This is a genomic window from Limisphaerales bacterium (assembly GCA_014382585.1).
Taxonomy (GTDB): domain Bacteria; phylum Verrucomicrobiota; class Verrucomicrobiia; order Limisphaerales; family UBA1100; genus JACNJL01.
The window spans coordinates 24,373-49,416 of the sequence record JACNJL010000030.1; the positions used below are offsets into that span (position 1 = coordinate 24,373).

Annotated in this window: 12 protein-coding genes and 1 pseudogene; all 13 read right to left on the bottom strand. The window is 57.7% G+C overall.

From position 1 onward, the window contains the following. Nucleotides 1-102: 102 nt before the first annotated feature. Entirely contained in the window at nucleotides 103-2,913 is a 2,811-nt protein-coding gene (locus H8E27_05520) for a c-type cytochrome (protein ID MBC8325067.1), read from the bottom strand. A 149-nt stretch (nucleotides 2,914-3,062) separates the two neighbouring features. Continuing rightward, nucleotides 3,063-3,926, bottom strand: a complete 864-nt coding sequence (locus H8E27_05525; GenBank protein MBC8325068.1) for a ThuA domain-containing protein — start codon at nucleotides 3,924-3,926, stop codon at nucleotides 3,063-3,065. Nucleotides 3,927-3,972: 46 nt separating this feature from the next. Beyond that, entirely contained in the window at nucleotides 3,973-5,382 is a 1,410-nt protein-coding gene (locus tag H8E27_05530) for a neutral/alkaline non-lysosomal ceramidase N-terminal domain-containing protein (GenBank protein MBC8325069.1), read from the bottom strand. After that, complete coding sequence (locus H8E27_05535) at nucleotides 5,383-6,837, bottom strand: sulfatase (GenBank protein ID MBC8325070.1); 1,455 nt, start codon at nucleotides 6,835-6,837, stop codon at nucleotides 5,383-5,385. It lies immediately after the preceding gene. 52 nt (nucleotides 6,838-6,889) lie between these two features. Continuing rightward, nucleotides 6,890-8,710 (bottom strand): arylsulfatase, encoded by a 1,821-nt coding sequence (locus tag H8E27_05540; protein ID MBC8325071.1) that lies wholly within the window; start codon nucleotides 8,708-8,710, stop codon nucleotides 6,890-6,892. A 149-nt stretch (nucleotides 8,711-8,859) separates the two neighbouring features. After that, nucleotides 8,860-10,428 (bottom strand): sulfatase, encoded by a 1,569-nt coding sequence (locus H8E27_05545; protein MBC8325072.1) that lies wholly within the window; start codon nucleotides 10,426-10,428, stop codon nucleotides 8,860-8,862. Between the two features lie 453 nt (nucleotides 10,429-10,881). Further along, nucleotides 10,882-12,435 (bottom strand): annotated as a pseudogene (locus H8E27_05550) (arylsulfatase). 37 nt (nucleotides 12,436-12,472) lie between these two features. Next, nucleotides 12,473-14,473 (bottom strand): sulfatase-like hydrolase/transferase, encoded by a 2,001-nt coding sequence (locus tag H8E27_05555; protein MBC8325073.1) that lies wholly within the window; start codon nucleotides 14,471-14,473, stop codon nucleotides 12,473-12,475. A 16-nt stretch (nucleotides 14,474-14,489) separates the two neighbouring features. After that, on the bottom strand, nucleotides 14,490-18,395 hold the full coding sequence (locus tag H8E27_05560; protein ID MBC8325074.1) for a PDZ domain-containing protein: 3,906 nt from the start codon (nucleotides 18,393-18,395) through the stop codon (nucleotides 14,490-14,492). A 35-nt stretch (nucleotides 18,396-18,430) separates the two neighbouring features. After that, nucleotides 18,431-20,557 carry an arylsulfatase gene (locus tag H8E27_05565; protein ID MBC8325075.1) on the bottom strand — a complete coding sequence of 709 codons (2,127 nt, stop codon included), beginning with the start codon at nucleotides 20,555-20,557 and terminating at the stop codon, nucleotides 18,431-18,433. Nucleotides 20,558-20,600: 43 nt separating this feature from the next. Continuing rightward, nucleotides 20,601-22,040: a sulfatase-like hydrolase/transferase gene (locus tag H8E27_05570; protein ID MBC8325076.1), complete on the bottom strand. Its 1,440-nt coding sequence runs from the start codon at nucleotides 22,038-22,040 to the stop codon at nucleotides 20,601-20,603. Between the two features lie 52 nt (nucleotides 22,041-22,092). Further along, nucleotides 22,093-24,267 (bottom strand): NPCBM/NEW2 domain-containing protein, encoded by a 2,175-nt coding sequence (locus tag H8E27_05575; GenBank protein ID MBC8325077.1) that lies wholly within the window; start codon nucleotides 24,265-24,267, stop codon nucleotides 22,093-22,095. Nucleotides 24,268-24,292: 25 nt separating this feature from the next. Next, nucleotides 24,293-25,036 carry an acetyl xylan esterase gene (locus tag H8E27_05580; GenBank protein MBC8325078.1) on the bottom strand — a complete coding sequence of 248 codons (744 nt, stop codon included), beginning with the start codon at nucleotides 25,034-25,036 and terminating at the stop codon, nucleotides 24,293-24,295. Nucleotides 25,037-25,044: the final 8 nt, after the last annotated feature.

Here is a 25,044-nt window from a genome sequence, read left to right on the forward strand (position 1 = left end):
AGAGACGTGGAGGCATTTAGGAATATGGGCCAAGGTGGAGCTTGCCCCTCCCGGGAGGGAACGAGTTTCACCTCGTCCCTTTTCTAATCCTTCTGCGTGATGTTATTTTGACTTCAACGACTGCAAGTAGGCCAGCAGGTCGGCGAGTTGTTCGGGGGTGAGGCCGGCGGCGAGGCCGGGGGGCATGGAGGAGTACTCAATTTTTTCGCGTTTGGCGATTTGGGCGGTGGGAATGTCCATGGCCACGCCGACGGCGGTGCGGATGCTGATGGTGTCGTTGCTCTCCAGCGTCACAAAGCCGACGTGCGTTTTCTTGTCCTTGGTGGTGAAGGCGTAGGTGTCAAAGCCCTGCGCGACGACGGCGTTCGGTGTGAGGATGGACTGCAACAGCTCGGTGGGTTTGTAGCGTTTTCCGATGTCGACGAGGTGCGGGCCCTTGGGCGTTTGGCCGTCGGCGGTGGTATGGCAGGCGATGCAGGCTTGGGTGGTGAAGAATTTTTTGCCGCGTTGGGCATTGCCTTTGGCCTTGAGGGCGCGGTCGATGGATTTCTCCACGCCGAGGGTGGCGACCCAGGTTTTGGGATCCCCGGTGGGCGCGGCGATCTTGAAAGGCGCATTGGCGTTGTTGTTGGCGGCTACGGCGGTGCCGGCGGGGAGATCTTTCAGCGATATTTTGTGGCTGGCCAATTGCGCTTTCACGTTCTCGACGGTGGCCTTGGGTGCCTTGGCGAGGGCGGTCTTGAGGCCGGCCTCAATGGCGTCGCTACCGCTCCATTTTTCGCGGGCGTAGTAGGGGCCGGTGGTGTCCGGGCGGGTGCCCCACCAACCTTCGGAGTAGCCGCCTTCGCGATGGTACAAACGCACGAGGGTGGCGAGGGTGGCGGGATCGGGATTCTTGGCGGCACGGGCGTTCAGGGCGGTGACGACTCGGTCGTCGTGAATGTATTTCAATACCGTGAGCGCGGCGTGGTCGCGTGTGCCGTCGAGTGCGCCGAGCAAAGTGTCGACGGGCTTCAAGGCCACCAGCGTGCGTGTTGCAAGATGCGGGATGACGGCGGCAGGATTGGGCTCGTTGTGGCTAGGCGCTTTGCTGAATAAAGGCGTGGCGACATGAGGGAGGATCGCGGCCGCTGCTGAGGCGTCGCCGAGGCGGCCAAGGCTAATGAGCGCCTGTGCGCGCAAGCGCGGATTCTTGCTGTCGAGCGCGCGGACAAAGATGTCTTTCTTCAGGCCTTTCAATTCGCCGGCGCGATCGGTGAGGGCGCGCAGGGTGAACTCGGCGATGTCCGCATGGCCGGCGAGTTTGAGGAGATCGTCCTGTGCCTTGGCACCGTTGAGTTGTTTGAGGGTGAAGATGGCGGCGACGCGGCCGGCGAGGGGCACGGCTTTGTTCGCGGCGAGCGCGTTGAGCTTGGCGGTGCGGGCGGCGCTGGTGCCGCGGCGCAGTAGCTCGAATTGCGCGTGCAAGTTCTGCTGTTGGCTCGGGCCGATGAGCAGATCGAACAGGGCGGCATCGTCAATTTTGGTGACGTCCGGGAACGGTTCGGGTTTGAAATCCTCGGGCACCACCTGCACGACGAAGCCGACATTCGGTCCGCTGTAGGCGAACTTGCCGCCGTGCCAACTGGCTACGTACATGCGGCCGCTGGCGTCCACGTCGATATCGGTCGGGCGCGGGATGGTGAGGAAGGTTTCCTGATGTGCGTCAAAGGTCGGTCCGTTGGCGGGCGGGTTATGCAGGAACACCGCGCTGCGGCCCCAATCGCAGGTGTAGGCGCCGTGGTTGAAGGGCTTGGGCCAGCGGGTGTCATGATAAAACATGCCGCCGCAACCGGAGCCGCCGCCGTAGTCTTTGAGGGTCGGGAAGATTTCGCCGGGGAAATTCTTGTACCATGAAGGGTAGCCGTACTCGGCGCTTTGCATGATGTGGCTGAAGCGCACGTTCCAGCCGCCGCCGTCGTTGGTGTTATCGCGCGTGAACATGTTCAGGTAGGGATCGATGCACGCATCGAGAATGTTGCGCAGGCCCCAGCAGTAAATTTCCATGTCCGTGCCGTCCGGACGCACGCGGACGATGCCGCCGCCGCGTCGGCTGAGCACGCGGCCATCGGCGCCCACGGCCTTGGTGAATCCGAAGTCGCCCACGGCGATGTAAATCCAGCCGTCGATGCCCATGCGGATGCCGTTGGTGGTATGGTCGGCGCCGCGTTTGGAAACGTAATCGGTGCTGATGCCTTCAATCAGGCGCTTCTCCTTATCGGCCACGCCGTCGCCGTTGGTGTCCTCATACAAGGTGAGGAAGGGCGGGTGCAGCACCCAGAGTTTGCCGTTGTCGAAAATCAATCCTCGCGGATGATCCATCTTGGCGAAGGTATTCACCTGATCCGCCTTGCCATCGCCATCAGTATCAATGCAGCGCACCACGCGGCCGCGGCCTTTCTCCTTGCCGAGGCTGCCTTGCTCATCAATGCCCACAAACACCTCGCCCGTGGCGGCGGCCGTGAGGCACACGGGATAATTCACCTCAGTCGGCGCGGCGAAGAGCGTCACCTCGAACCCTTCCGGCGCCCGCACCCCGTTGATGCCGGTAGCGGCGTTGTTGCTGCCGTTTTCAGCGGCCTTCATCACCTTGCGCGGCAGCTCGGGCAGGGCGCCCGTGTGCGCTTCGAATTCCCAAAGGCTGCCCCACACGCCGGTGCTGGCGCCGAGGAAGGTGATTTTGAAATGCTTCGCGCCCTTGGCCTCCACCTTGTGGGGCGTGATTTGTCGGACCTCCTGGTTCTTGGATTGATCGACAACCGTTTTCCAGGTCTCACCGTCGCTGGAAGCCTCGACAGTGTATCGGTAGGCAGCGTTGTTTTTTTCCCAAAGGATGCGGATGTGTTGCACATCCGCGGCTTCTTTCAGCTCCACCTGCAGCCATTGCCCGGCGGATCCGCCTTGGGCGCACCAGCGTGTGGCCGGATTGCCGTCGACGGCGTTTTTCGCGAAGTTGTTTTTGTTCGCCTCCTCAGAGCTCGCCTTGGCCGTAGCGCCGGTGGCCGCACTCTTGGGAACGGAAGCTACCGCTTTAGTTTCTTTTTTTTTTGGGACTGCGCCGACGGTTTGGTGTTCAGATCAAACGATTCCTTCTTCGGCATGGCCACCGTCCAGTCTTCCTTTTTTGTAGCCCACAAAATGCCGCGCGCCACGAGGTTGAGATAGCGTGCGTCGGCCACGGTTACGTTGTTGTGGCCGAGCGAGGTGCTGAACACCCGCGTGCCGTGGTAATCATTAGTCCAAGCCACCACCGCCTTCGCGTTGCCCTGTTCACCCCGAGCGACCACAGTGGCCGTGGGCAGTACCTGAATGTTGTTGTAGAGTTCCTCGTTCTGGGTCGTCCAGTTCTTCACGTCCTTGGTGATGAAAGGCACGTTGTTTTCAAACTTGATATCAATCGGGCGTTGCGGGCCGTGCCCAGTGGATTGCAGGCCGATGTACTCAAACCATTTCGCGTTGGCATCGGTGAGCTTTACCGGCGCGCGAAAATTGCCGAACCGATACGAGTGCATCGCGCAGTGGAGGTTCACGCCCGGGATGCCCTGCTTGTGTGGCGCGAGCACGCCGGCGATCGTTTTCGGATCATTGATACCGGCCGAGCATTCGTCGTGGATCACCAGATCATACCCCTTGGCGTAATCAGCATTGCCGTAAATGGCCAGAGGCGGCTTGGTGCTTTTATCGGGCGAATGGACGTGATCAATCTTGATGTTCAGACGCCGCTCCAAGCCCTGCTGCAGGATGTCCTTTTGCTTCGCGTAATCATGGCAGCAACCGCCAGTGATCAGCAATGCGCGGAGAGGTTTGGGCAGCGGCTTCTTGTTGTCCGCATAAAGATTTCCAGCCAACAGGCCGGCCAGGGTGAGGGTCAGGATAATCGCTCGCATGGATTCGTGGGTTCCGCGTTCACGCTACCCGCAGCGTCCGAGAGAATCAATCTTTACTCGCCACTTTTTCCAGCATGTCTAACAGCGCTTTTTGGATTTTCACCGAAGCGAGGAGTTCCAGAGTGCAGGTGCCCATCCAGGTTTCGTAGCCGCCGAGGGTGTGTTGGCGCGGGGTGGGGAGGTAGCCGTTGTGGCCGTTGGCCAGCTCGATGGTGAAGGTGGCCTGGGGCAGGGGGCTCTTGGCCTTGAGGGTGAGGCCGATTTCGCAGAGGACTTCGCAGGGAATACTGGTGATACCCACTTCGCCGAGGCGTAGGGCCTGCAGGACGATTTCCTCTTCGCGCGGTCCGTTGGCCAGAGCGAGCGTGCGGTGGGCGTAGGCGGTGGCGAGGCCGGAGAGGGGCTTGGGCGCGGTGCCGGCGAGGACGGCTTTGGCGTAGGCGATTTGTTTGGCGGTGGGTTGCCGATTCTTAAGCGTGAGAAAGGTTTGCTCCATGGCGAGGGTGATGTCCTTTCGGAAGGTCACTTGCTTGTGCGCGGCGAGTACGCGATCGGCGACGATTTGGGCGACCTCGTTCATGCGTTGCATGGGTTTCTGGCGTGGGCGCGGGACGCGGAAGCTGATGTTGTTGATATCGCCGCTGGTGCCGTTGGACATCATGGCCACGTAGCCTTTGTCTGCGCCGAGGGCTTGCTCGATGAGTCCGGCGAACACGCCAAAGTAATCGGCGGACACGCCGCCGGCCGGCAGACCGCCGACGTAGTGCAGCGAGTAATTGGCTAGCAAGGCAATCGGGCGGCTGTTCCGCGTGCTGCGCAGGGAAATGAAATGCACTTCCGGATCCGTGGGGCCGGCGGGTCGCTCGATGAGATTGCGGGGCGGGTTCATGCGCACGATGTCGTTTGGGCTGCCGAAGGGGTTCACCGCAATGCCGCCGGGTTTCATGTGCCAGCGCCGGTTAAAAATCTCCTCGGGCACGAGCGCCACGCCGTGCGCCATCTCGGCGGGAACAAGATTTTTCTCAGCCTGCGCAATGGCTTCGGCAATGCCTTCGACCAGTTGCTTGAAGTAGGCGCGATGGGCGGCGTCATCGCGGTTGGTGCGGCGATCCTTGCCCGGTGGCGCGGTGTGCGTGTGCGTGGCGGCGACGAGGATGCGGTCCGGCCGCACCTTTGTTTTCTTCGCTGCCAAGGCCTTGGCGCGGTCGAGGTAATTGCGGCCGATCAGGCAGTTGTCCACGATCACAATGGCCAGTCTTGTTTGGCCGTCATCGCAGACAATGGCCCGCGCATGCAGGGGATCATGCGCCTTGTCCGCGAGCCGTTCGCTGAAGGAGCCGACCAATTGCACCGGCCACACCTTGGGCGTGATATCCACCTTCGCCGCGCCCGCGTGAAATTCCGCCCAAGCAGTGGTGGTGATGAGCAGCAGGGTGGCGAGCAGATGGATTTTCATTTAGCGACCTTCGCGTTTGTCGGGGTTGAAGTTGGGGTTTTTCGTGGGCATTCTCGCGCCGGTTTCCTTGCGCCATTGGGCGAGTTTGGCGGCGAGATCTTTGACTTTGTCAGGATGCTTCTTGGCGAGATCGTTTTTCTCGCCGATGTCCTCGGCCAAATTGAACAGCTCCAGCCGGCCGTCCTCGTACCATTCGATGAGCTTCCAGTCGCCCTCGCGCACGGCGGCCGTGGGGGCGTTGCCCTGATTGCCGTAGTGCGGGTAATGCCAGTAGAGCGCGCCGCGGTCTTGGGGTTTGCCGCGCAGGGCGGTGGTGAAACTCACGCCGTCAATGGGCAGGGGCAGCTGCGGCTTGAGACCGGCCATTTCCATGATGGTCGGGAAAAAGTCCGTGCTGGTGACGGGCGTGTCGTTCACGCTGCCGGGCTTGGTGACGCCGGGCCAGCGAACCATCATCGGTTCGCGGATGCCGCCTTCGTACATCCAGCCTTTGCCGCCGCGCAGGGGGAGGTTGCTGGTGGGATGCCCTTCGCTGGTGGAGAGGCCGCCGTTGTCGCTCATGAAAAACACAACGGTGTTCTCTTCCAACCCGTGTTCCTTGAGGCCCTCGAGCACCTTGCCGACGGCGAGATCCATCGCCTCCACCATGCCGCCGTACACGGCGTGCTCCTGCACGAGGCGCACCTGACGGTTGTGTTCCTTGCCCCACTTGGCCTCAAGGCCGCGCTCTTTTTTACGGGCGAGATATTTGTCACGCAAATCCGTGCGCGAGATCAACGGCGTGTGCACGGAATAAAACGAAAGATAAGCGAGGAAGGGCTTGTTCTTGTTGGCGGCCATGAACTTCACCGTTTCGCTGGCGAGCCGGTCGGGCAAATGTTCCCCGTCAGGGCCGTCTTTCAGGCGCGGGTTGCCGTAAGGCGAAAAATATTTTTTGCCGCCATAAGGCCCGCCGCGATGGTGACCGCCCTGATTGATATCAAAGCCCTGATCCTCCGGCCAGAATCCTTCGTTGCCCAGATGCCATTTGCCGGCGAAGAACGTGGCGTACCCGTTTTCCTTGAGCGCCTCGGCGAGGGTGAATTCCTTGAGTTCCAATTGGCGTGTGTAGGTCGCGGGCAGGAGGCGGGTGTTGCGCCGCCACGCCTTGCCGGCGGACGCACCGATGTAATCGGTGACGCCCGTGCGGGTGGGATAGCGGCCGGTCATAATGCTCGCGCGCGTGGGGCTGCAGACCGGGCAGGCGGCGTAGGCGCTGGTGAATTTCATGCCCGAAGCCGCGAGCCGATCGCAGTTGGGCGTGTCGTAAAACGAACTGCCGAAGCTCTTGAGGTCCGTCCAGCCGAGGTCGTCGACCAGGAAAAAGACGAAGTTGAGCGGCTTGGTTTTTTGTTCAGCCTGCGCCACAGCCGGGCACAGGAACGCTAGCAGGAGAAGAACGCGAAACGCTTTCATGGATGCGCCGAGTGTGCCCGTGGCCCGCGCGGCGTGCAAGTCCGGCCTTGCGCTACTGCAGCAATCTCACGGTCAGGTAATAACATCCCAGTTCGTTTCCCGTGCGAGCTTTGCCGGTTGGTTTGAGCGAAAAATATGGCGAGAACTTGTGGTCGCCTTTGGTTAATCGGTGTGTAAAGCGAATTGATCCGTCGTCTTCTCCGACAGGCTTTGTTTCGAGGTCTTTGCCGTTAATCCGAAGTGTTGCCGAGAATACCGGCAACGCTGTTCCGCGAACGGCCGAGTAACTCGGCAGACATCCGCGTGTCACCGGAAGGGCTTCGACGCCCTCGCGAATTTTTAGCCCGGACTCTTCGGGCCAACGACGAACTTCAAACGTGTAATGGCCGGTGTGCGCGACGTGAACCGCCCAGTGTCCAGGGAACTGAATAGGCTGCTCTGAACTTTGGCCGCGAGCGCGGCGCTGGCTGGCGCGCCTGATAATGCCCTGATTCCAAGGCGGGTACGCGTCGATCCATTGAAGTGCGGTGATTTGCAATTCGGGCGTCTGCGGTGTTCCCACGTAAACCTTTGATGTGCGCGAGAAGGTTGGCTCAAGTTCCGCCCACCAATTTTCATACCAGGTGTGCAGTCTTGCAAACTGTTGTGGATGCGCTTTGGCGATGTTGTTCTGTTGCCCCGGATCCTGGCGGATATCGTAGAGTTCCGTGCCTTTGACCAGTCGCCACTTGCCGGACATCACGGATGAGTCCTTCCACTTTCGGGGAACTTGAATCCGTTGCGAATCGGAAACGACCACTCGGCTTTCCCAATCAAACGAAGTATCGCCTTTACCGGAAAGCAGCTTGCGAATGGAGCGCCCGTCAAGGGCGACTTGCTTGTGCGGCTTGACATCACACAGGTCCAGTAATGTCGGCAGGACGTCGACCATGTGGGTTAGTTCCTTCACGCGAACATGGTTTGAATAACCCCCATCCGGCCAGTGCAGCGCGAACGGGACGCGATGGCCGCCTTCGTACGGACTGATCTTTCCGCCCCGCATGCCCGCGTTGAATTTCTTGGGGCCGACCGAACCATTGTCGGTGGTGAAGATAAAGAGGGTGTTGTCGGCGACGCCCAGCTCTTCCAGAGAAGCGCGCAGGCGTCCAACGTTCTCGTCGATGTTCGTCACCATTCCGTAGAACGCGGCGGCTTGCCGGTTCTCTTTTGGGTAGAGCTGCGAATACTTTGGCGGGCAGACCCACGGCTTGTGCGGCGCGGTGGTCGCGATCCAGGCAAAGAAGGGTTTCTTACGGGCGACCTGTTCCTTGATGAAGCGCTGGCTCTCGGCGAAGAACACGTCGGTGCTGTAACCGGTGGACGGCGTCGGCTTGTCGTTTCGGAAATGATGATCGTCGAAGTAATCGTTGTCCCAATAGTCCGCGGTCACACCGGTCGCGCCACCGCGGATGCAGTACGCTAGGTCAAAGCCACGGTCCTGCGGTCGATACGGGTAATGATCGCCAAGGTGCCATTTGCCGAACATGCCGGTCGAGTAACCGGCGGCTTGGAAATGATCCGCGATCGTCACCTCATCCTCGTACATCATCGCGCGAGCGAAAAAGGTGTGCCAGACGCCCGTTCGATTTGTCCATCGTCCCGTCAACATCGACGCCCGCGTCGGCGAACACGAAGGCGCGACATGAAAGTCCTCAAGCCAGACCGATTCCGCGGCAAGCTTGTCCAAGTGCGGCGTCTTGATGATCGGATTGCCGGTGAATCCCAGGTCGCCATAGCCCTGATCGTCAGTGATCACAAAGACGACGTTGGGCGATTTCTGAAGGGGCTGCGCTGCGAGTGTTGGGCAGATTGTCGCAAGAGACAGGCACAACATCGAAATGAGTGACGTTAGTTTCATGGCCTTCATTACGGTTCCTTCGATTGTTCCTTACCGGTCGCGCATCAGATTGCCTCAACAGCAGGTGACGCAACAACGATTTGAAACGCGATTCGTCTGCCTTTGCTTTGGCGGCGATCTGGCGGCTACTTCCGCCGGGGTCTTGGCGGCTTCGTATTGTGTTTTGGATGTCTTTTCTGCCGCTCTTTGGTAATTGCTTCGGCCACGGCCGGATCAAGGGTGCCCCAATCTTTTGCGTGACTGATCACCGGAACATCTGGAAACAGCGAGCCGGTCGGACGCTGCTCCCGGCCGCGTTGCATGAACTCACCAAAATTCTGGCGAGCCTCTCCGGCGAGTTTCGTTAACTCCCACACAACTTCGGGATTCTCCTTTGCGACGTCCGTGCTTTCTGCTTCGTCCGTGCTCAGGTTGTAGAGAAGCGGTTGCTGAAGGTTGGCGAACGCCTTGTTCTGGTCCCAGAACGGCAATTGGTCCTGTCGTCGCGGGAGATGAATCTTCCACGGGCCACGACGGATCGCCTGAAGATTTTCGCAGTTGTAATAATAAAAGGGTTGGGCTGGGGGGCGCTGGAGGGGCATCCCTTCGAAAAGCGGCAAGAGGTTTTCGCCGTCGTAAACGCGCTCTTTCGGCAGATCGAGTCCAATCGCCGCGGATAGCGTGGGGAAGAGGTCCATCGCGTTGATACTTACTCTGGAGACAGACGGCTCCTTAATCCGAGCCGGCCAGTGGAAGATGAACGGCACACGATGGCCGCCTTCGAGCGTGACGTACTTTGTTCCCCGGAACGGCTTCGCATACTGGTTGGAAGTCGGCCCGTTATCCGAGGTGAAGATCACAATCGTGTTCTCCGCGATGCCCGCTTCGTTCAGTGCGGTCATCATCTCGCCGATCCCCCAATCGAGCTCCTGCATGATATCGCCACGGACTCCGTCTTGCGAACTTCCTGTGAAATCCTTGCCGGCCTGATAGGGCGTATGCGGATAGTTGTGGGAGTAGTACAGAAAGAATGGCTCACCGCTTTTGGCCTGATCGCGAATGATCGACGTGACGCGTTCGGTGTAGAGCTGCGTCAGGCGGTTCAGCGGCGTCTTGGCGAAGATTTCTTGATCGTCATCGAAGAACTTTGGCGAATGAGAGAAGTTGCAGGGCATGCCGTAGTAATGATCGAAGCCCTGCTTGCGCGGCAGGAACTCCGGCTCCGTGCCGAGGTGCCATTTGCCGACCATATGAGTCGCGTAGTCCTGCTGCTGAAACTGCTCGGCAATCGTAATCTCATCCGGGTGCAGGCCGAGAAACCAATGGGCCGGCCGCTTCGGATTGATCCCCATATAAAGTCCAGCACGCTGCGGATAGGCGCCGGTCAGAAAGGCCGCTCGTGACGGCGAGCAGATCGACGCGGCTGTGTGGAAATTGGTGAACCGAACCCCCTCGGCAGCAAGCCGGTCGATGTGGGGCGTCTTAACTTTTCGGGCTCCATAGCAGCCGATGTCTGAGTAACCCAGATCGTCGGTCAGCATGAAGATGACGTTGGGTCGCGTGCTGTGTGCAGTCGATTTGGAAGTCTGATTGGGCGCGTCCGATTTTGTGATCTTCGCCGCATATTCCGTCAGCACTTTCGCATCGAACTGGAAGTCATCAACGGTGAGATGCCCCCAGCCGTCCGTTGATTGGTCGACGACTTTGATGAACATCTTTTTGCCGGCGTAGGGCGAAAGATCCCACGCCGCTTCCTGCATGATCTGGTCGTTCACGCCCCGCGCAAATTGGACTTCTTTGCCGTCGGCTGTGCACAGTGCGACATAGGTCGACCGGCCCGAGCCACCGCCGACCCGAAAGGTCATCGATCCTCGTTCGGGAACAAAGAGAGGCGACACGATCACGCCGGTCTGGCTGTCCATGCCTCTCTCTGCGTCGGCTGCGGATTCAAGTGTGGTCAGGTAATACTTGCCCTGCTTGTTGTACTCAATCCCGTTCCTGAAGAACTCAGCACGGCTTCCGATGACGTGCCCAAACTTCCCTTCCACCACCTTCCAAGGGGCCAGTTTGCCAGATTCGAAGTCGAACGATGCACTTCGAGTGCTCGGAACCGCCGCGGTCTTCTTAGCGGGCTTTCCCTTTCCGCGTGGATTTTTATTTCCCGATTTCGGTTTGTAGCCAGCGAGCAGCGCCGCCAATTCCTTGACGACGTCCGGATGCTCTTCGTGCACGTTTTTCGTTTGATTGACGTCCGCCTCCAGATCGTAGAGCTGAGCCGATGGCGCGTCCTTCTTGATCTTTCCGTTTTCAATGTCGCTGTTGACGGAACCCACAAAGCTCGCGGCGGCCGGCCCGGCGAATGTGTGACTGCTGGGAGTCCTTCCCCCAAATCCGCCACTGCCACGCGCCGGGATATACATCCACTTGCCTTTGCGGATGGACAAATGCGTGCCCTTGTTTGGGGCGAGAACCAGATGGTCACGGATTGGTTCCTTGGGTTCGCCGACAAGGGCGGGAAGCATGTTGACGCTGTCAGCCAGCTGAGCCTTGTCCAGCTTCTGGCCGGTGACCGCCGCAAACGTCGCCAACATATCGACATTGCTGATCACCTGATCTGAGACCGTCCCGGCTTTCACCTTGCCCGGCCAGCGGACGATCATCGGCACGCGGTGGCCGCCTTCCCAGACGCCGAACTTGAACCCCAGCAGATCACCGTTCTGTCGATGCCCGGCTTTGAAAGCGGCCTGACCGCCGAAATTGAACATACCGCCGTTATCGCTGGTAAAGATGACGAGCGTGTTGTCGCTCAAGCCATTGTCTTCGAGGCACGAAAGAACCTCGCCGACCATCCAGTCGAGTTCGTGGATGAAGTCGCCGTATAAGCCACACTGACTGGTGCCCTGGAAACGCTTCGCCGGAGTAAAGGGGTGATGAATATTGGTCGTCGCCAGATACAGAAAGAACGGCTTGTCCTTACGTTCTTTAATCCACTCGACAGACTTCTTCGCGAACGTCGTGCCGACCTGATAGTCGTTGAACAGCTTGTGAGCTTCCTTTGCTCCGGCAAATACGTTGCCACTGCGCTGCGCAGCCTCACGCGGAATTGGAGTAATCGGCGTTGCCCCCTTCGCGCCTCTGCCGAGCAATACCAGCGGATCGTCAGGATCGCTTCCGACAACGCGATCATTTTCCACATACACATAAGGAGGCGCGCTGTTAACCACAGGCATTCCGAAGTAGTAATCGAAACCGAGATCCTGCGGCCCGGGACGTAGCGGCTCCTTCCAGATGTTTCTTTCATTGCCGAATCCCAGATGCCATTTCCCTACGACGGCTGTGTCGTAGCCACGGCTTTTGAAAACATCCGCAATCGTGGTTCTCTCGGTATTGACGATCAGTGGAGACGTAATCGGAGCCGGCCCCCAGACGCCCCGGCCTCCGTTGCCACGCAACGGATATTCGCCGGTGAGCAGTGCATAACGTGAGGGCGTGCAAACCGCCGAAGCAGAATGAGCATCCGTAAACCGACGACCCTCGGCCGCAAGCCGGTCGATATTAGGTGTCTGAACTTTGGTCGCGCCATAACAACCCAGATCGCCGTAGCCGAGATCATCAGCAAAGATCAGAACGACATTGGGGGGAGCGTCGTCAGCGCGAGAAGTTGATATCAACGCCAGCGAGAGAACAAAAAGGGATTGGGCAACGAATGTAAGGTTTTTCATGATGTGCGTTCGATCTATGGCTTCTCTAAAGGAATAACTATGGTTTATCAACTTCCACGACCGGCGCGGTGAATTCGGTGGCGGCGGCTTTGTTGTAGAGGCCGATGTGACGGATGGCCTTGAGGTTGTCGGGCAATTGGAAATTGAATTTGGTTTCGTTAATGATCGCCGTTGCGGTGTGCTTGGCGAGGTTGAGATGAACTTCCAACGTGAACGTATCGGTCGGTTTCAGGTCAACTCGCTTGGCGGCCGTGCTGCCCACGTTTCCCCACCCGCCCTCGAACGCGACGTGCTGGCTCATGCCGATCGCTGTGCCGATTTTGACGCTGTTCGCGTTGGTGGGTTGATCAGCGATGATGAGGGCTCCGTTCATGGTTATTTGGCCTTCAATGGCGCTGCGGTATTTCAAGCGAATCGTAGCTTGCCCGGTGATCGGCTCGTCCAGCTTTTGAAAGGCGAGCCCTTCTGTAGCGGATTGCAGGCGATAGCCGAAGTCGGTGGCGGTAATTTCAGTGCCCAACACGATGTTGAAATGACCGGTCGAGTCTTTGCCTGGCGGCGGTTCAACCGTTTTGCCGCGACCGCGGGTTTTATTAGGTCGCGGTTTTCTTGCGTCATCTTTCCACCAATCGGGGCCTTCCTTCAGCACGGATGCATCGTGATCGATCAGCCGCTGCTTGAGTTCCGCGAACCGTTTCGGTTCCGTGACGGCAAGATTCTTCGTTTCCTGCGGATCTTTGGCGATGTTGTACAGTTCGAACGAGGTCAAATCATCCGAGCCAACGATCTTCCAGTCGCCGGTTCGCAGTCCAACTCGGAACTCTTGAGGAGCGAGATGGTTTCGCCAATACAGCGGCTGCTCGCGTTGGACCGGTTTGCCATCGAACAGCGGCAATAAACTGGCTCCGTCGATCGTGCGGTCGTCGGGCAGCGGGATGTCGGCGATTTTGCAGATGGTCGTGAAGATGTCAGAGCCGATGACCGGCGTGTCGCTGGTCGTTCCGGCTTTGATGTGTCCGGGCCAACGGATGATGCCGGGCACGCGAATGCCGCCTTCGTGCGTATGGCGTTTGCGACCGCGCAGCCCGCCGGTCGATCCGCGTGTTCGGCCTCTCGTGCCGTTGCCTTCGGGGCCGTTGTCGGACGTAAAAAACACCACGGTGTTGTCGCGAAAACCCATCTCATCGACCGCCGCCATGAGCTTTCCAAAAGCATCGTCCATCTGAGTGATGTTGCCGTGATGTTGCCGCAGGCCTTCGTCGTCAATGCCAGCGTACGGCTTCATGTATTCGGGCGCGGATTCAATTGGTAAGTGCGGTTCGTGTGTCCACACGGTAATGAAGAATGGTGTTTTGGTGTCCTTGCGAGTCTTCAACCACGAGACGGCTTCGCTCGCCGCGATCATCGCGCTCGGTCCTTCAATTCGCCCGACCGCTTTGCGGTTGCGAACGTAGTTGTCGGGGTTCAAGTGGTTCGGCGAAGCGTTGTTCTGCGTGGCCATCCAGTGGTCGTAACCATGGTCGTCGGGCTGCGGTTGCTCGTCGGAATTGAACTTGCCATTTAGATGCCATTTGCCTGTGTGGCAAGTTTCGTAACCACGTTTCTTCAATAACGAGGCAATCGTAATCTCGCTCTTTCGAAGATGGTATTGTGAACCGCTCGGAATCCAACGCCAAACGCCGTTTCGATACGGCGTCCGTCCCGTCAGGATCGCCGCCCGCGACGGCGAACAAACGCTGCACGCGGCGTAACACTGTGTCAGGCGAAGTCCTTCCGCAGCAAATCGATCCAAGTTGGGCGACTTGATCACGGGGTGCCCGTAGCAAGCCAAGTCGCCCCAACCCTGATCGTCGGTCAGGAAGACCACGATGTTCGGTTTGGACTGTTCTGCTTCTGCGTACAGAGTAGCCGGAATCAGTAAGATGGCAATCAGCCACAGATGAAACACGGATTTGTACAGATTCAGTGACCGAGGTGGATTGACTTTACTCGTGTCAATCGGCTTGCCATCTGCGGGCTTGATCGAATTTTTATTCATAGTTGTTGTTCGTAATTCATGGGTGACCTTGGGTCTGTTTCATTCCGGCTGAGGTGTGCTCCCTAATAAACTTCAGCACCGGCGTGGGATCTTTCATTCCATGCGAATGGCCTTTGTCCTCCACGATCACTTTGATGGAGCCGCCCAGTGCTTTGTAGCGCTGCTCCATGATGGCGTCGTTTTCTTCGTACGGAACCGCCGTGTCCTTGTTTCCGCAGACCATCAGAATCGGTACGCCGGCTTTGGCTAACGGTTTCAACTGATCGATGGGGCTTTCTTTGGTTTTCAGGGCTTCCTCATCGGTCGTGTAGCCGAATTTTCGTTTGAAGTTTGCCCACGAACTCGGGGCGCCACTGGCGATGGATTTGTTTCCCGGGACAAGTTTGCCGGCAGGCCAACTGAGCACGTTGCAAACGCCGTTGTCAACGTAGATGCTGTCCACTTTCTCCGGGTTGGCTGAAGCCCAGCGGAAGAGCGATAACGTTCCGCGGCTCATCGAGGCCATCGAACACTTCTTCGAGAAGCCGTATTCCATTGTCAGTAGATCATAAGCCGCATCGATATTGGCATTGCCGCTGGGGTGTCCGGCCACGTCGCCGTGGGCGAGAACGACATGGTAGCCTTCTTCGACCAGCTTCAGATCCGCATCGCTGACTTTTCTGATCGCTTCCCAGAACAGGCTCCTCCATAGCCACGGTTTTCCCGGCGCAGGCTTCTTCGGGCAGACGACCGAAAAGTGGCCGGCGGACGTCTTGATTCGGTCATAGCGGTCGTAGCCCCGAAAGTTTGATTTTTGACCGGGAAAAGAACCGTGTGTTGAATCCCTTACTGGCGGTGCCGTCATTTTGATGGGAGCTTCGCCTTCGATGGACACGGCCAATTCCTGGAAAGCGGTGTTCTCGCCGCCGCCAAGATTGGAGACGGGTGAAACTCGCCAGACAATCCACCGGTAGTTGCCGAGCGTGTTGCTGTTCACGGCGCGAAGAGATGCGGCAAGATTGGCCGACTTTTGTGGGCCGGTGTGAACCGTACCGATCGGCGTGAAGCGGGTTAGATCCCAGCCCGGATCTTGATCGGCGGCGCTGCCGTAGATGGTCAGCTTCTGGGCCGCTCGCGTGTTGCCCTGATTACACGACCAACTTGTGACTGCCATGACGGGCTTCACGCTGCCAAGATCCATTTTGTACGCGCCGTTGTAGACGGTGTTTGAAAAGACAGGACCAAATCCTTTCGCGAGTTTGCCGTCGGTCAGTATCGAGAGCGGATCATTGTTGGTCTTCTGATTGGCAACAATTTTTCGTTTCGACGCCGCCAGCGGCGGAAGTGTTTTAAACGTGCCAGCATTTGCGGCGGTCTCGATCACGATCGTGGATTTCGGCGTGGCGGTTAGTTCGATTAATTGCTGGTTGCGGATGACCTTCAGGCGGTAGTGGGATTCGCCAAATTTACGTCGCTCGGAATTTCTGGAGAAATCCACTACGAGAGAAAACAACTGATCGGTATTCGCAAGCGTCTTTCCATTGATGGCTTGAATCAGGTCGCCAACCTTTAACCCGGCTTTGTCGGCCGCGGATGCTTTTGAAACAGCAGCAAGAGCGACACCGCCTGCTTTCTTGCTGACACCGAAAGCGGAAAACTCTTCTCCCTTCAAATTTTTCAGCGTTGCACCAAGCCAGACCATTTTCAACGGGGCGACATTGACTGGTGACCCAAGGGGTTTGGATTGTTCAAGAGATGGAATCTCAGGTGTCTTTGCAATGGCCTTGAGCGTTGGCTTCTTGACTCCGAACTGGTCCATCGGGAAGTTCTTGAAGCCGAGCTTCAGCGCCGGTGAGCCGTCTTTGACTCGGAAATCTCCGTTGGCGGGATCCACGTACATCGGCTCGCCCATGACAGAATTGCTGTCCCAACCGAGCTTCGCGGAGTGCTCAAGGATTCTGCTGTCCTGTGAATCGAAGAGGTTGCGGTCGACCAAAGTTCCGTCGGTGTAGGGCTCATTCATACGGGCGGTGTGATATCGCTCTGTCATGATGTTGCCGTGCACCTGATCCTTGCTGCGCTGAAACCAGACGTGCGGGTGCAGCGTTCCAATCGGCATCACGTTGTTCCACGCGTGCCGGCGGAATCCTTCGCGAAGCTTCAGACCCTTGTTCAGCATCAGATTGTTGTAGATGTCGTAGTTGCTGGAACCATCGTCCAGGTCGATATCCCAGCCATGATCACAACGCCATCGATTGTCGCGGATGACGGTGGTCTTCATCGCGTCGAGAAACGGCAGATTCGGCTCGGCATCGACAGCCTTCTGCGACGCCGTCAGATGATCGGAACGCCAATAACGGTCGCGTCCCCAGGAATTGAATGAGCCGTGGTCGTGCGTCTCCAGCACGGTATTAAACACATCGCAACGCTCGATCAGATGACCGCCCCAAGCTCCGTCGCCAATGTTGATACCGGCCCGGGCGGTGTCGTACACCGAGCAGTCACGCACGGTAATCTCCGCTGCCATTTCGATCTGCACACCGGCCGGCTGCCGTTCAACGCGACCGATGCCATAAATCAGACAATCTTCCACTGTAGACTGAGCCGGATAGTTATTCGTCTTGGGCCCCGGCGTCCTGTCGATCGTTGCCAGATCATTCTTCTGCCCGTACTCGAAGAGCGGGTTGCGAACCGCGTCGGGATCGCCCACGAAACAAACGCCGCTAGCGCCGGTGTCATGGATATGACATCCCTTCACAAGCACGCGGCGGTTGTAGTTATTCACGAAGATTGCATTGCCGCCGACCTGATCAAACTCGCAATCCAGGATGCTCACGTCTTCCGTGCCCGTCAGCATGAAGGCACCGCCGCGATAAATCGCCCAGTCCGAGCGCAGTAACTGCTCCTGAGAGTCCATGAAAGTGCGTGCTGCATGACGAACCGCAAACCCCTTCAGAGTGATGAATCGGACGGGCGTCTTTTCCGAGCCCTTGAATTCAATCAGGTGCCGTAGGCGAACCACTTCGACTTTTATTTTCGTGAGATCAGTACCGGGTGTTGGTTTGTAATAGAGCGTTGAGGTCTTCTCGTTGTAAAACCATTCGCCGGGAGCGTCGAGTTCCTCGAAAATGTTTTCAACCATCCGATGGTCTTTGTGCATGCCCATTCTGCGATTGTTCTGCCAACCGCCTTCATAGGTTACGCCTCCGCCCGCGTCCTTTCCGGTGATAAGATAGTGGTAGCCTCCCCATCCCGCACGGTGCATGGCGTGAATATAACCACCCGTGGGATTCGCCCAGTTCGCCGCGCGTTCCTTTGAGAACGCATCGGCCGCAAAGCCTTGATAGGGTTCTGCTTTCTTCGAAGCGTCATAATTCGGATAGCGCGCCATGCGTTGGTTTTTGCCATCGACAAAGAGCTGGTCGATCTGCAGATCCGGAGGTGTTTGGGCTTTGAAAATCCCGTCCTTATGGGGTTTCCAGGTTAGTTTGAGTTCAGAACCGCCGCTCAAGACAGCGCCGCCCTCAGTCTGAGAGGTATAGAGAATCGGATGGTCCTTCGAGCCGGAGTCTTCCGGTGTAAACATCAGGGTTTTCGGCAGGTAATAAATGCCATCCGCAACGTGAACGGTGACCGCCTCTTTTCCCGCATACTCGCGGGCTGAATTTTGAGCAGCCGCAATGGAAGCCAGTGGGCTGTGCTGGTCTCCTGAGTTTGCGTCGTTGCCATTCGGGCTGACATAAATCGCGGTGGCCCTCGCTTTGGGTGATGCTACGACATTCGGTGGGGTTGAGTCCTCCGCGGCGGGCAGAACAGGTGAACCGAGAAGGACCACTATGAGCCACAGATGAAACAACCCTTTGCACACATGTAGCGCGCGGCGAGTCCATGGATTATCTGTGTTCAATCTGTGATTCCTCCGTGGACTGATACTTTCCTGCATTGCGACTCCTCGATTCGTTCTCTCTTGTGAATTGGTTACTCGTTCTCAATCTGCCCGGCGGGATATTCCGTCAGGATTTCAGCGTCAAATTGGAAGTTGTCAGCGGTGATATGACCCCAGCCGCCCGTTGCCTTATCGACGATCTTTATGAACATCTTTTTGCCGACGTAGGGCTTCAGGTCCCAACTGGCCTTTTGCATGAGCTGGTTGTTTACTCCCCGAGCCTGTTTAAGTTCCTTGCCGTCTGTAGTGCACAGAGCCACGTAGACATCAGCGCCGTTACCTCCACCGACGCGAAATGTCATCTGGCCGCCTTTCGGAATAAACAACGGTGAGACGACCACTCCGGTTTGTGAGTCCGATCCTCTCGCTGCGTCAGCACTTCCTTCGAGTGTGGTCAGGTAGTGCTTTCCCTGCTTGTTGTATTCCTGCCCGTTGCCAAAGAATCTGTCTCTACGGCCGATAAGGTGTCCAAACTCTCCTTCGACGATTTTCCATGGCTCCAGTTTGCCTGATTCGAAATCAAAGGATGCGCTCCGCTCGCTCGGTGTTGCCGTGATTCTCGGGGCAACATGACGCGTCGCATACGCTTTCGCCTGTTCTGCGACGGAAGAGCGAACGCCCTGAAGCAGCGCTCTCATCTTCGTCACCACTTCAGGATGTTCGTGGTACAGATTTTGTGTCTGGTTCACATCCGCTTCCAGATCGTAGAGCTGAGCGGGCGGCGCGTCCGGCCTGACCTTTCCATCCAAGATGTCGCTGTTCGGGTGCCCGCTGAACGAGGCTGCCGCGGCCCCTGCAAAGGTATGCCCGCCGGGCTTCGTCCCGTTGAATCCGCCTGATCCCTGCGCATCGATAAACATCCATTTGCCTTTGCGCACCGAAAGGTGGGTGGGGCGAACGGGAGCAAGAATAAGATGCTCACGCAACGGCGATGCTGGATCGTCAACCAGTGCGGGAAGAACATTGATACTGTCGGCCTGCTCTTCTTCATCAAGGCTCTGGCCCGTGAGCGCCGCAAAGGACGCCAACATGTCCACGTGGCAGATCAACTGCTTCGACGTGCTGCCCGGTTTGATCCGGCCTGGCCACTTCGCGATAAACGGCACGCGGTGACCGCCTTCCCATGCGCCGAATTTGAAGCCAAGAAGATCACCGTTGTTTCGATGCCCGTGATTGAAAGCATCCTGACCGTTCTCGTTGAACATGCCGCCATTGTCACTGGTAAAGATCACAAGCGTGTTGTCCGCGACGCCTTTCTCCTCAATCGCTTTCATGACCTGGCCGACCATCCAGTCCAGTTCATGGATGTAGTCACCATAGAACCCACACTCACTCGTTCCCTGAAAACGCGGAGCCGGAGTGCACGGGTGATGGATATTTGTTGTCGCCAGATACAGGAAAAATGGGTTGTCGCTGCGTTCCCTAATCCACGCGGAAGCCCTTTTCGCGAACGTGGTCCCCACGGAATAATCGTTGTAGAGTTTATGAGCTTTTACTCCTCCACTGAAAAAGTTGTGGGTTTTCGCGCCGGCCCCGCGCAACAAAGGAGTCAGGGGAGTCGATTTGGGATTTGGTTTCGTACCTAGATATACAAGCGGGTCATCGGGTGTGAGTCCGAATACACGATCGTTTTCAACATAGGCATACAGGCCGTAACTATTCACCACCGGAAGACCAAAATAGTAGTCGAAACCGACGTCCTGCGGCCCCGGACGCAGATTGCCGTTCCAGTCGATATTTCCTTTTCCGAAACCGAGATGCCATTTCCCGAAGCAAGATGTGTCATACCCCTTGTTCTTGAGGACTTTGGCGATGGTCACCTTGTCGGTATCGATAAGCAGCTTGCTTGACAGGACACATGGCCCCCACGTCCCTCTCCCTTCGTTCGCCCGAAGTGGATACTCACCCGTCAGAAGCGCGTAACGAGACGGCGTACAAACGGCAGACGCTGAGTGCGCGTCCGTGAATCGACGTCCTTCCCTCGCCAGCTGGTCGATGTTCGGCGTCTTAACCTTCGTCGCGCCATAACAACCGACGTCGCCGTAGCCGAGGTCATCGGCAAAGATCAGAACGATATTCGGCGGTTGCTCTGCTGCGAACGTCGTATAAGTCGATAGGAGCAGCAGGCTCAAAACTTGAACAGGTAATATCAGTTTCATGTGAGTACTTTGAATCAGTGCGGGATTCCTGATGAAAGCGCGTTTATCGAGACGGGTCAAAATTAAAGGTCGGCTTAACTGCAGGAGGCAGCGAGTCCGCGTTCCTTGATCGGTACTTCGAGAAGCAGTCGGAGTTGGGTTTCTCGGGCAGTGTCGCGTGCCAGGCTTGAAGTTTCTTGAATAGATCGCTGGCGATCTCCGGATGCGACGCTCGCACATTGTTTTTTTCGAGGGGATCTTCGCGAATGTCGTACAGCTCGGGTTCGTCAAAACTCATGCTGGTCAGCAGTCGCCATTTTCCGTCGAGTATTGAGTAGACGGAACCTTTGCGACCAGGAACTCCCTTCCAGAACAATGGCTTGTCGCGCGTTGCAAGTTTGGTCCCCTGCAGTGTCGCCACCTGGCTCATGCCATCGGGCTGGTATCCCTCAGGTAGTTGCGTGCCAGCGATTTCGCAGAAAGTCGGCAGCAGGTCGACCGCGGAGATCCACGAAACGTCATCGACCGCTCCCGCCTTGATCTTTCCGGGCCAACGGGCAATGAAGGGGACGCCGATCCCGCCCTGCAGGATCGACTTTTTGCGCCCGTTTCGGCCACCGGTCGTCCCGACAGCAGCGCCAAGCCCGAACCCTTCGCCGGTCGCGGAATCGTACTTTGTGGTCAGCTTGCCGCCTCGGCCGCTCCCGGCGGGACCGTTGTCTGAGCTGAAAATCACCAGCGTGTTGTCGGACAGCTTCAACCGGTCCAGCGCCGCGAGCAGTTCGCCGATCCGGTCGTCGGCGTGGGAGAGAACCGCCGCGTAAACATTGTGTGCGTCGTCAAGCTTGGGAAATCGTTTGCGATATTCCGGCAATGTGTGAAACGGTGTGTGCGGCTCGTGCATCCACAGATTGATGAAAAACGGCTTGTTCGCGGCGGCGTTCTTCTCGATGAACGCGATCGCGCGGGCAGCGTCCTCGTGTACCGGCATTTGTTCGCCGGAACAGTTGAAGGCTCCGTACGCGTCGTAACCGTAATCCTTCGGCAGCGGGGAATCCGGGATCATGTTGTTCGCAAGATGCCATTTGCCGAAATGCGCCGTCGCGTAGCCGGCCGACTGCAACATCTTCGGTAGCGTCGGCGTCTTCGGATCGAGCCAGTCCGGCATGCCGCGCTTCGCATTGCTTCGCGGTGTCGCAAAGTGACCATCGATGCTGTAGCGCGCGGGAAAGTGACCGGTCATCACTGCCGTACGACTCGGAGAACACACGCCGCTGGCGACCGTGAACCGCGTGAAGTCCGTTCCTTCTTTTGCGAGTCGGTCGATGTTCGGCGTCTTCAGATACGGATGACCGTGGCAGCCCAGATCGCCCCAGCCCCAGTCGTCCGTAAAGATGAACAGAATGTTGGGACTGGCCGCATCGTCGGATTGGTCCACCGCCAAAGACGTAAAAGTCGACAGTAAGAGGATGCTCAATAGTTGAATGAGTGAAGTCAGTTTCATGGATCTATTTTGTGAGTGAGTTGTCCGTTGAGCCTTGGAAGCGTCTCTGCGCTTATCTTTTGGGCGTGAGCAATGGGTTGGCCCACATCACCCAGTCGCCACCCCAACCATTTCCGCCCTCCGTGACGATTAGTTTCAGTTTCTGAACGCCGGAAACATCGATCGTAATCTCTTTCGGGGCACTCTTTCCACCTGTTTTCCCGGAGTCGAACAGCCGTTTGCCGTCGGCATGAACCTCGAAGGTGACCGAAGCTTGATAGCACGGAACTAACGTGGACTTAAAAGATGAGAAAGCGCCTTTGAGGAAGTAGGTCACTTCGCTGTGCGAATGGACCTGCAAGCCTTGATCGTAGCCTGAATCGGTCTGCCCCTTTTTCTTTCCAACAGATTTGTTGTTGGGATCGAAGCGTCCGACGACCCGATCCGCCGCAGCGAATGTCAGCAGCGTTGCCCCGTCTTTTTTGGCGGCGTCTCCCAATTGGAAGGGGCGTTGGGCCATGTATTCGGCGATCGGGATTGGGGTCCAGGAGATTTTTTGAAAAACCGGAACGCCACTTTGGGTGCCGAGCTGGAGACTCGGTCGCTGCACGGATTGCCAATCGAGCAGCCGGACTCCCGTTTTCGGATCCTTCAAATCAAAGGGATAGATTTCGATGTTCTTTCCTTGGAGCGGAAACGATCCAGTGAACGAGCCCACGTCGACCTGTAGTTTCGTGCTCATTCGGTCCGTTGTTTCAATGATCAGTCTGCCAACCTTCGGGATCGGGACGCGGGAGCGGTTCAAGCGCCAGGATTGGATGGATCTCGTCGAGCGGATCCATTCTCTTTCCCAGCCGTCGCCAAAATCTTCAATGACCTCAGTCGTCACGCCATTCGCCTTCACGCCTGCCTGCTGCAACTGTTCCGGGGAGAACATCGGCATCCGCGTCGTCACCGTGAACGTGTCCGACGCGTGGGTCAGCGCATGAACCGGTTTGTCCAGCTGGTAGGTCACATTGGCGAACACCCAAAGCGGATCCTTCAGATCAAACAGGTCGATGCGAGCCGCATAGTCATTGCCCGACTTCACCGTTTTCACAAACTGCCAGAACCGATGCTTCATCAACGGGTATTGGTTGTAATTCCCGTCGCGGGTGTAAAACACGTCCACCCGCGCGATCGGCAGGGACGCATCCGGCGTCACCCGCACGTGGGGGCGCCCATCGGCAGTCTTGAGCGCTACGCTGATTTCCGGTTGGGCGGGATAGGTGAAACTTCCCTTCAAACGGGCATCGAACCACAGCTGTTTCGCCGCGAGAGAACGGGTGTCGTGTTTGTGGTTCAGGTGCGGCGAACGCGCGATGCGGAAGTCCTTGCCCGGCATGTTGTCGATGATCCACTCCACCGACTCGGCCATACCGTGGAAATCATTGGCGGGACTCATGAAGAGCATCGGGACCTGGATCTTCCTGGCGTAGGCACCGGGACTGGCCGTCCGCGCTTTCAGCGTGTCCTCGAATTCAAGCGGTGGCGCGCAGGACGGAGCCGCGGCTTTGACGCGGGCATCCATGGCCGCCGTCTGGAGCGTGATCACGCCTCCCATGGAGTGGCCATCGACGCCCATTTTGTTGCCATCCACTTCGGGCTGCTGCTCCAAAAAAGTCAGCGCCCGGCGGGCGGCCAGCGTTCGCAGGAAGTAGCCGCTGTTACGCGCCGAAGGCACGGCGTCAAAGCGTTTGGCGTTGTCCGGCTCGATGCCGCGAGATTCCCGGACCTGCCGTCCTTCCACCGCGCCCCAATCGGTCTGGGCGCGTTGCGGCAGATCGTGACGCGCAAGATAGCGCTTATCCCCTCGCCAACTCAACGAAAGGGTGGCGTATCCGCGTTTGGCATTTTCAATACACGGCTCCTTCATGCCGCTCCCACCACCGCCATGAATCTGCACAATCGCGGGAAGATCTTTTTCCCCCTTGGGAAATCCGTAGATCGCGCCCATCCAAGCCTTCTGCCCCTTGAAGGTGCCGATGCAATAGCGAATGGCCCGCAGCGTGACCCCTTCCTCTTCCCACTCTTTGCAGATCTCAGCCTCGATCGGCTCAACCGTCGGGTCGTAGCCTGCCCAAGCCTCCTCCAGCGTCTGCGGCGACTTCCCATCCTTCAGCGGGGGAAGCGAATCCGGACCGGCGGCCCAAAGACTGGTCCTCGAAACCAAGATGAGCGCCGTAAAGATGAGGGAGATTGACTTCATCAGAATCAATTCTGCGGGTCGCAACTTAGCGCGCCTTAATCAGCTGGATAGCCTTGTCTGCAAACCGCTTGCCGAGAAGCTGATACCCGTCTTTCGTATAGTGAACCGCGCCTTTGGAATTTTTACCGTTCTTCCGGCCCAGCTTATCGTTCAAATCATCGCAATTCACCCAGGCACCGATTGGGCTGGCCTCCGCATAGGCGACCTGAATCTCACGCATCGCTTGCCAGTTGTCGTGATGTTTTCCATTCACACCAGCATCACTCAAACGGCCCAGCACGAAATGAATATCATCCCGCTTCAAGTCCTGTTTCAACTGAGCAAACAGACCATCAAGACTGGCTTTGTACACCGCTGCCTGCCCAGTGACCGCATCCCGCTCTCCTTGCATCCAGATAAAAGTAACCGTTCGAATCTCACGCCCCGCAATCGCGGCCTTCACGCTCCCCATCAACCGATCATACAAAGCGCCCCGGTTCCGTGCCGCGCCTCCCTCAACCGACTTCCACTGCTTGTACCAACTGCTGATCGGTCGACTGCCCTTCGCATCTTTAACAACAATCACAGAATCCGCGCCGAAGGCCTTGATCACAGCCGGAGTGAATGAAACAGCCGGATCCAGTCGTTCCATATTCGATTGGCCGGATAGAATGAATAGATGGGCCTTTCCTTTGCCGTGCCCCACTTGACCCGCTTCCGGATATTGATACGTGTTTTCCGCTGAAACAGCTCCTGCCAAAGCCAATAGCCCAACGACTAAACCGGTCATTATACTTT

Bases quoted from the DNA above. Each gene is read 5' to 3' on its own strand.
- H8E27_05530 (MBC8325069.1), bottom strand. From the start codon at position 5,382: ATGAAAATCCATCTGCTCGCCACCCTGCTGCTCATCACCACCACTGCT.
- H8E27_05525 (MBC8325068.1), bottom strand. From the start codon at position 3,926: ATGCGAGCGATTATCCTGACCCTCACCCTGGCCGGCCTGTTGGCTGGA.
- H8E27_05540 (MBC8325071.1), bottom strand. From the start codon at position 8,710: ATGTTGTGCCTGTCTCTTGCGACAATCTGCCCAACACTCGCAGCGCAG.
- H8E27_05580 (MBC8325078.1), bottom strand. From the start codon at position 25,036: ATGACCGGTTTAGTCGTTGGGCTATTGGCTTTGGCAGGAGCTGTTTCA.
- H8E27_05545 (MBC8325072.1), bottom strand. From the start codon at position 10,428: ATGTTCATCAAAGTCGTCGACCAATCAACGGACGGCTGGGGGCATCTC.
- H8E27_05575 (MBC8325077.1), bottom strand. From the start codon at position 24,267: ATGAAGTCAATCTCCCTCATCTTTACGGCGCTCATCTTGGTTTCGAGG.
- H8E27_05565 (MBC8325075.1), bottom strand. From the start codon at position 20,557: ATGAAACTGATATTACCTGTTCAAGTTTTGAGCCTGCTGCTCCTATCG.
- H8E27_05535 (MBC8325070.1), bottom strand. From the start codon at position 6,837: ATGAAAGCGTTTCGCGTTCTTCTCCTGCTAGCGTTCCTGTGCCCGGCT.
- H8E27_05555 (MBC8325073.1), bottom strand. From the start codon at position 14,473: ATGAATAAAAATTCGATCAAGCCCGCAGATGGCAAGCCGATTGACACG.
- H8E27_05570 (MBC8325076.1), bottom strand. From the start codon at position 22,040: ATGAAACTGACTTCACTCATTCAACTATTGAGCATCCTCTTACTGTCG.
- H8E27_05560 (MBC8325074.1), bottom strand. From the start codon at position 18,395: ATGCAGGAAAGTATCAGTCCACGGAGGAATCACAGATTGAACACAGAT.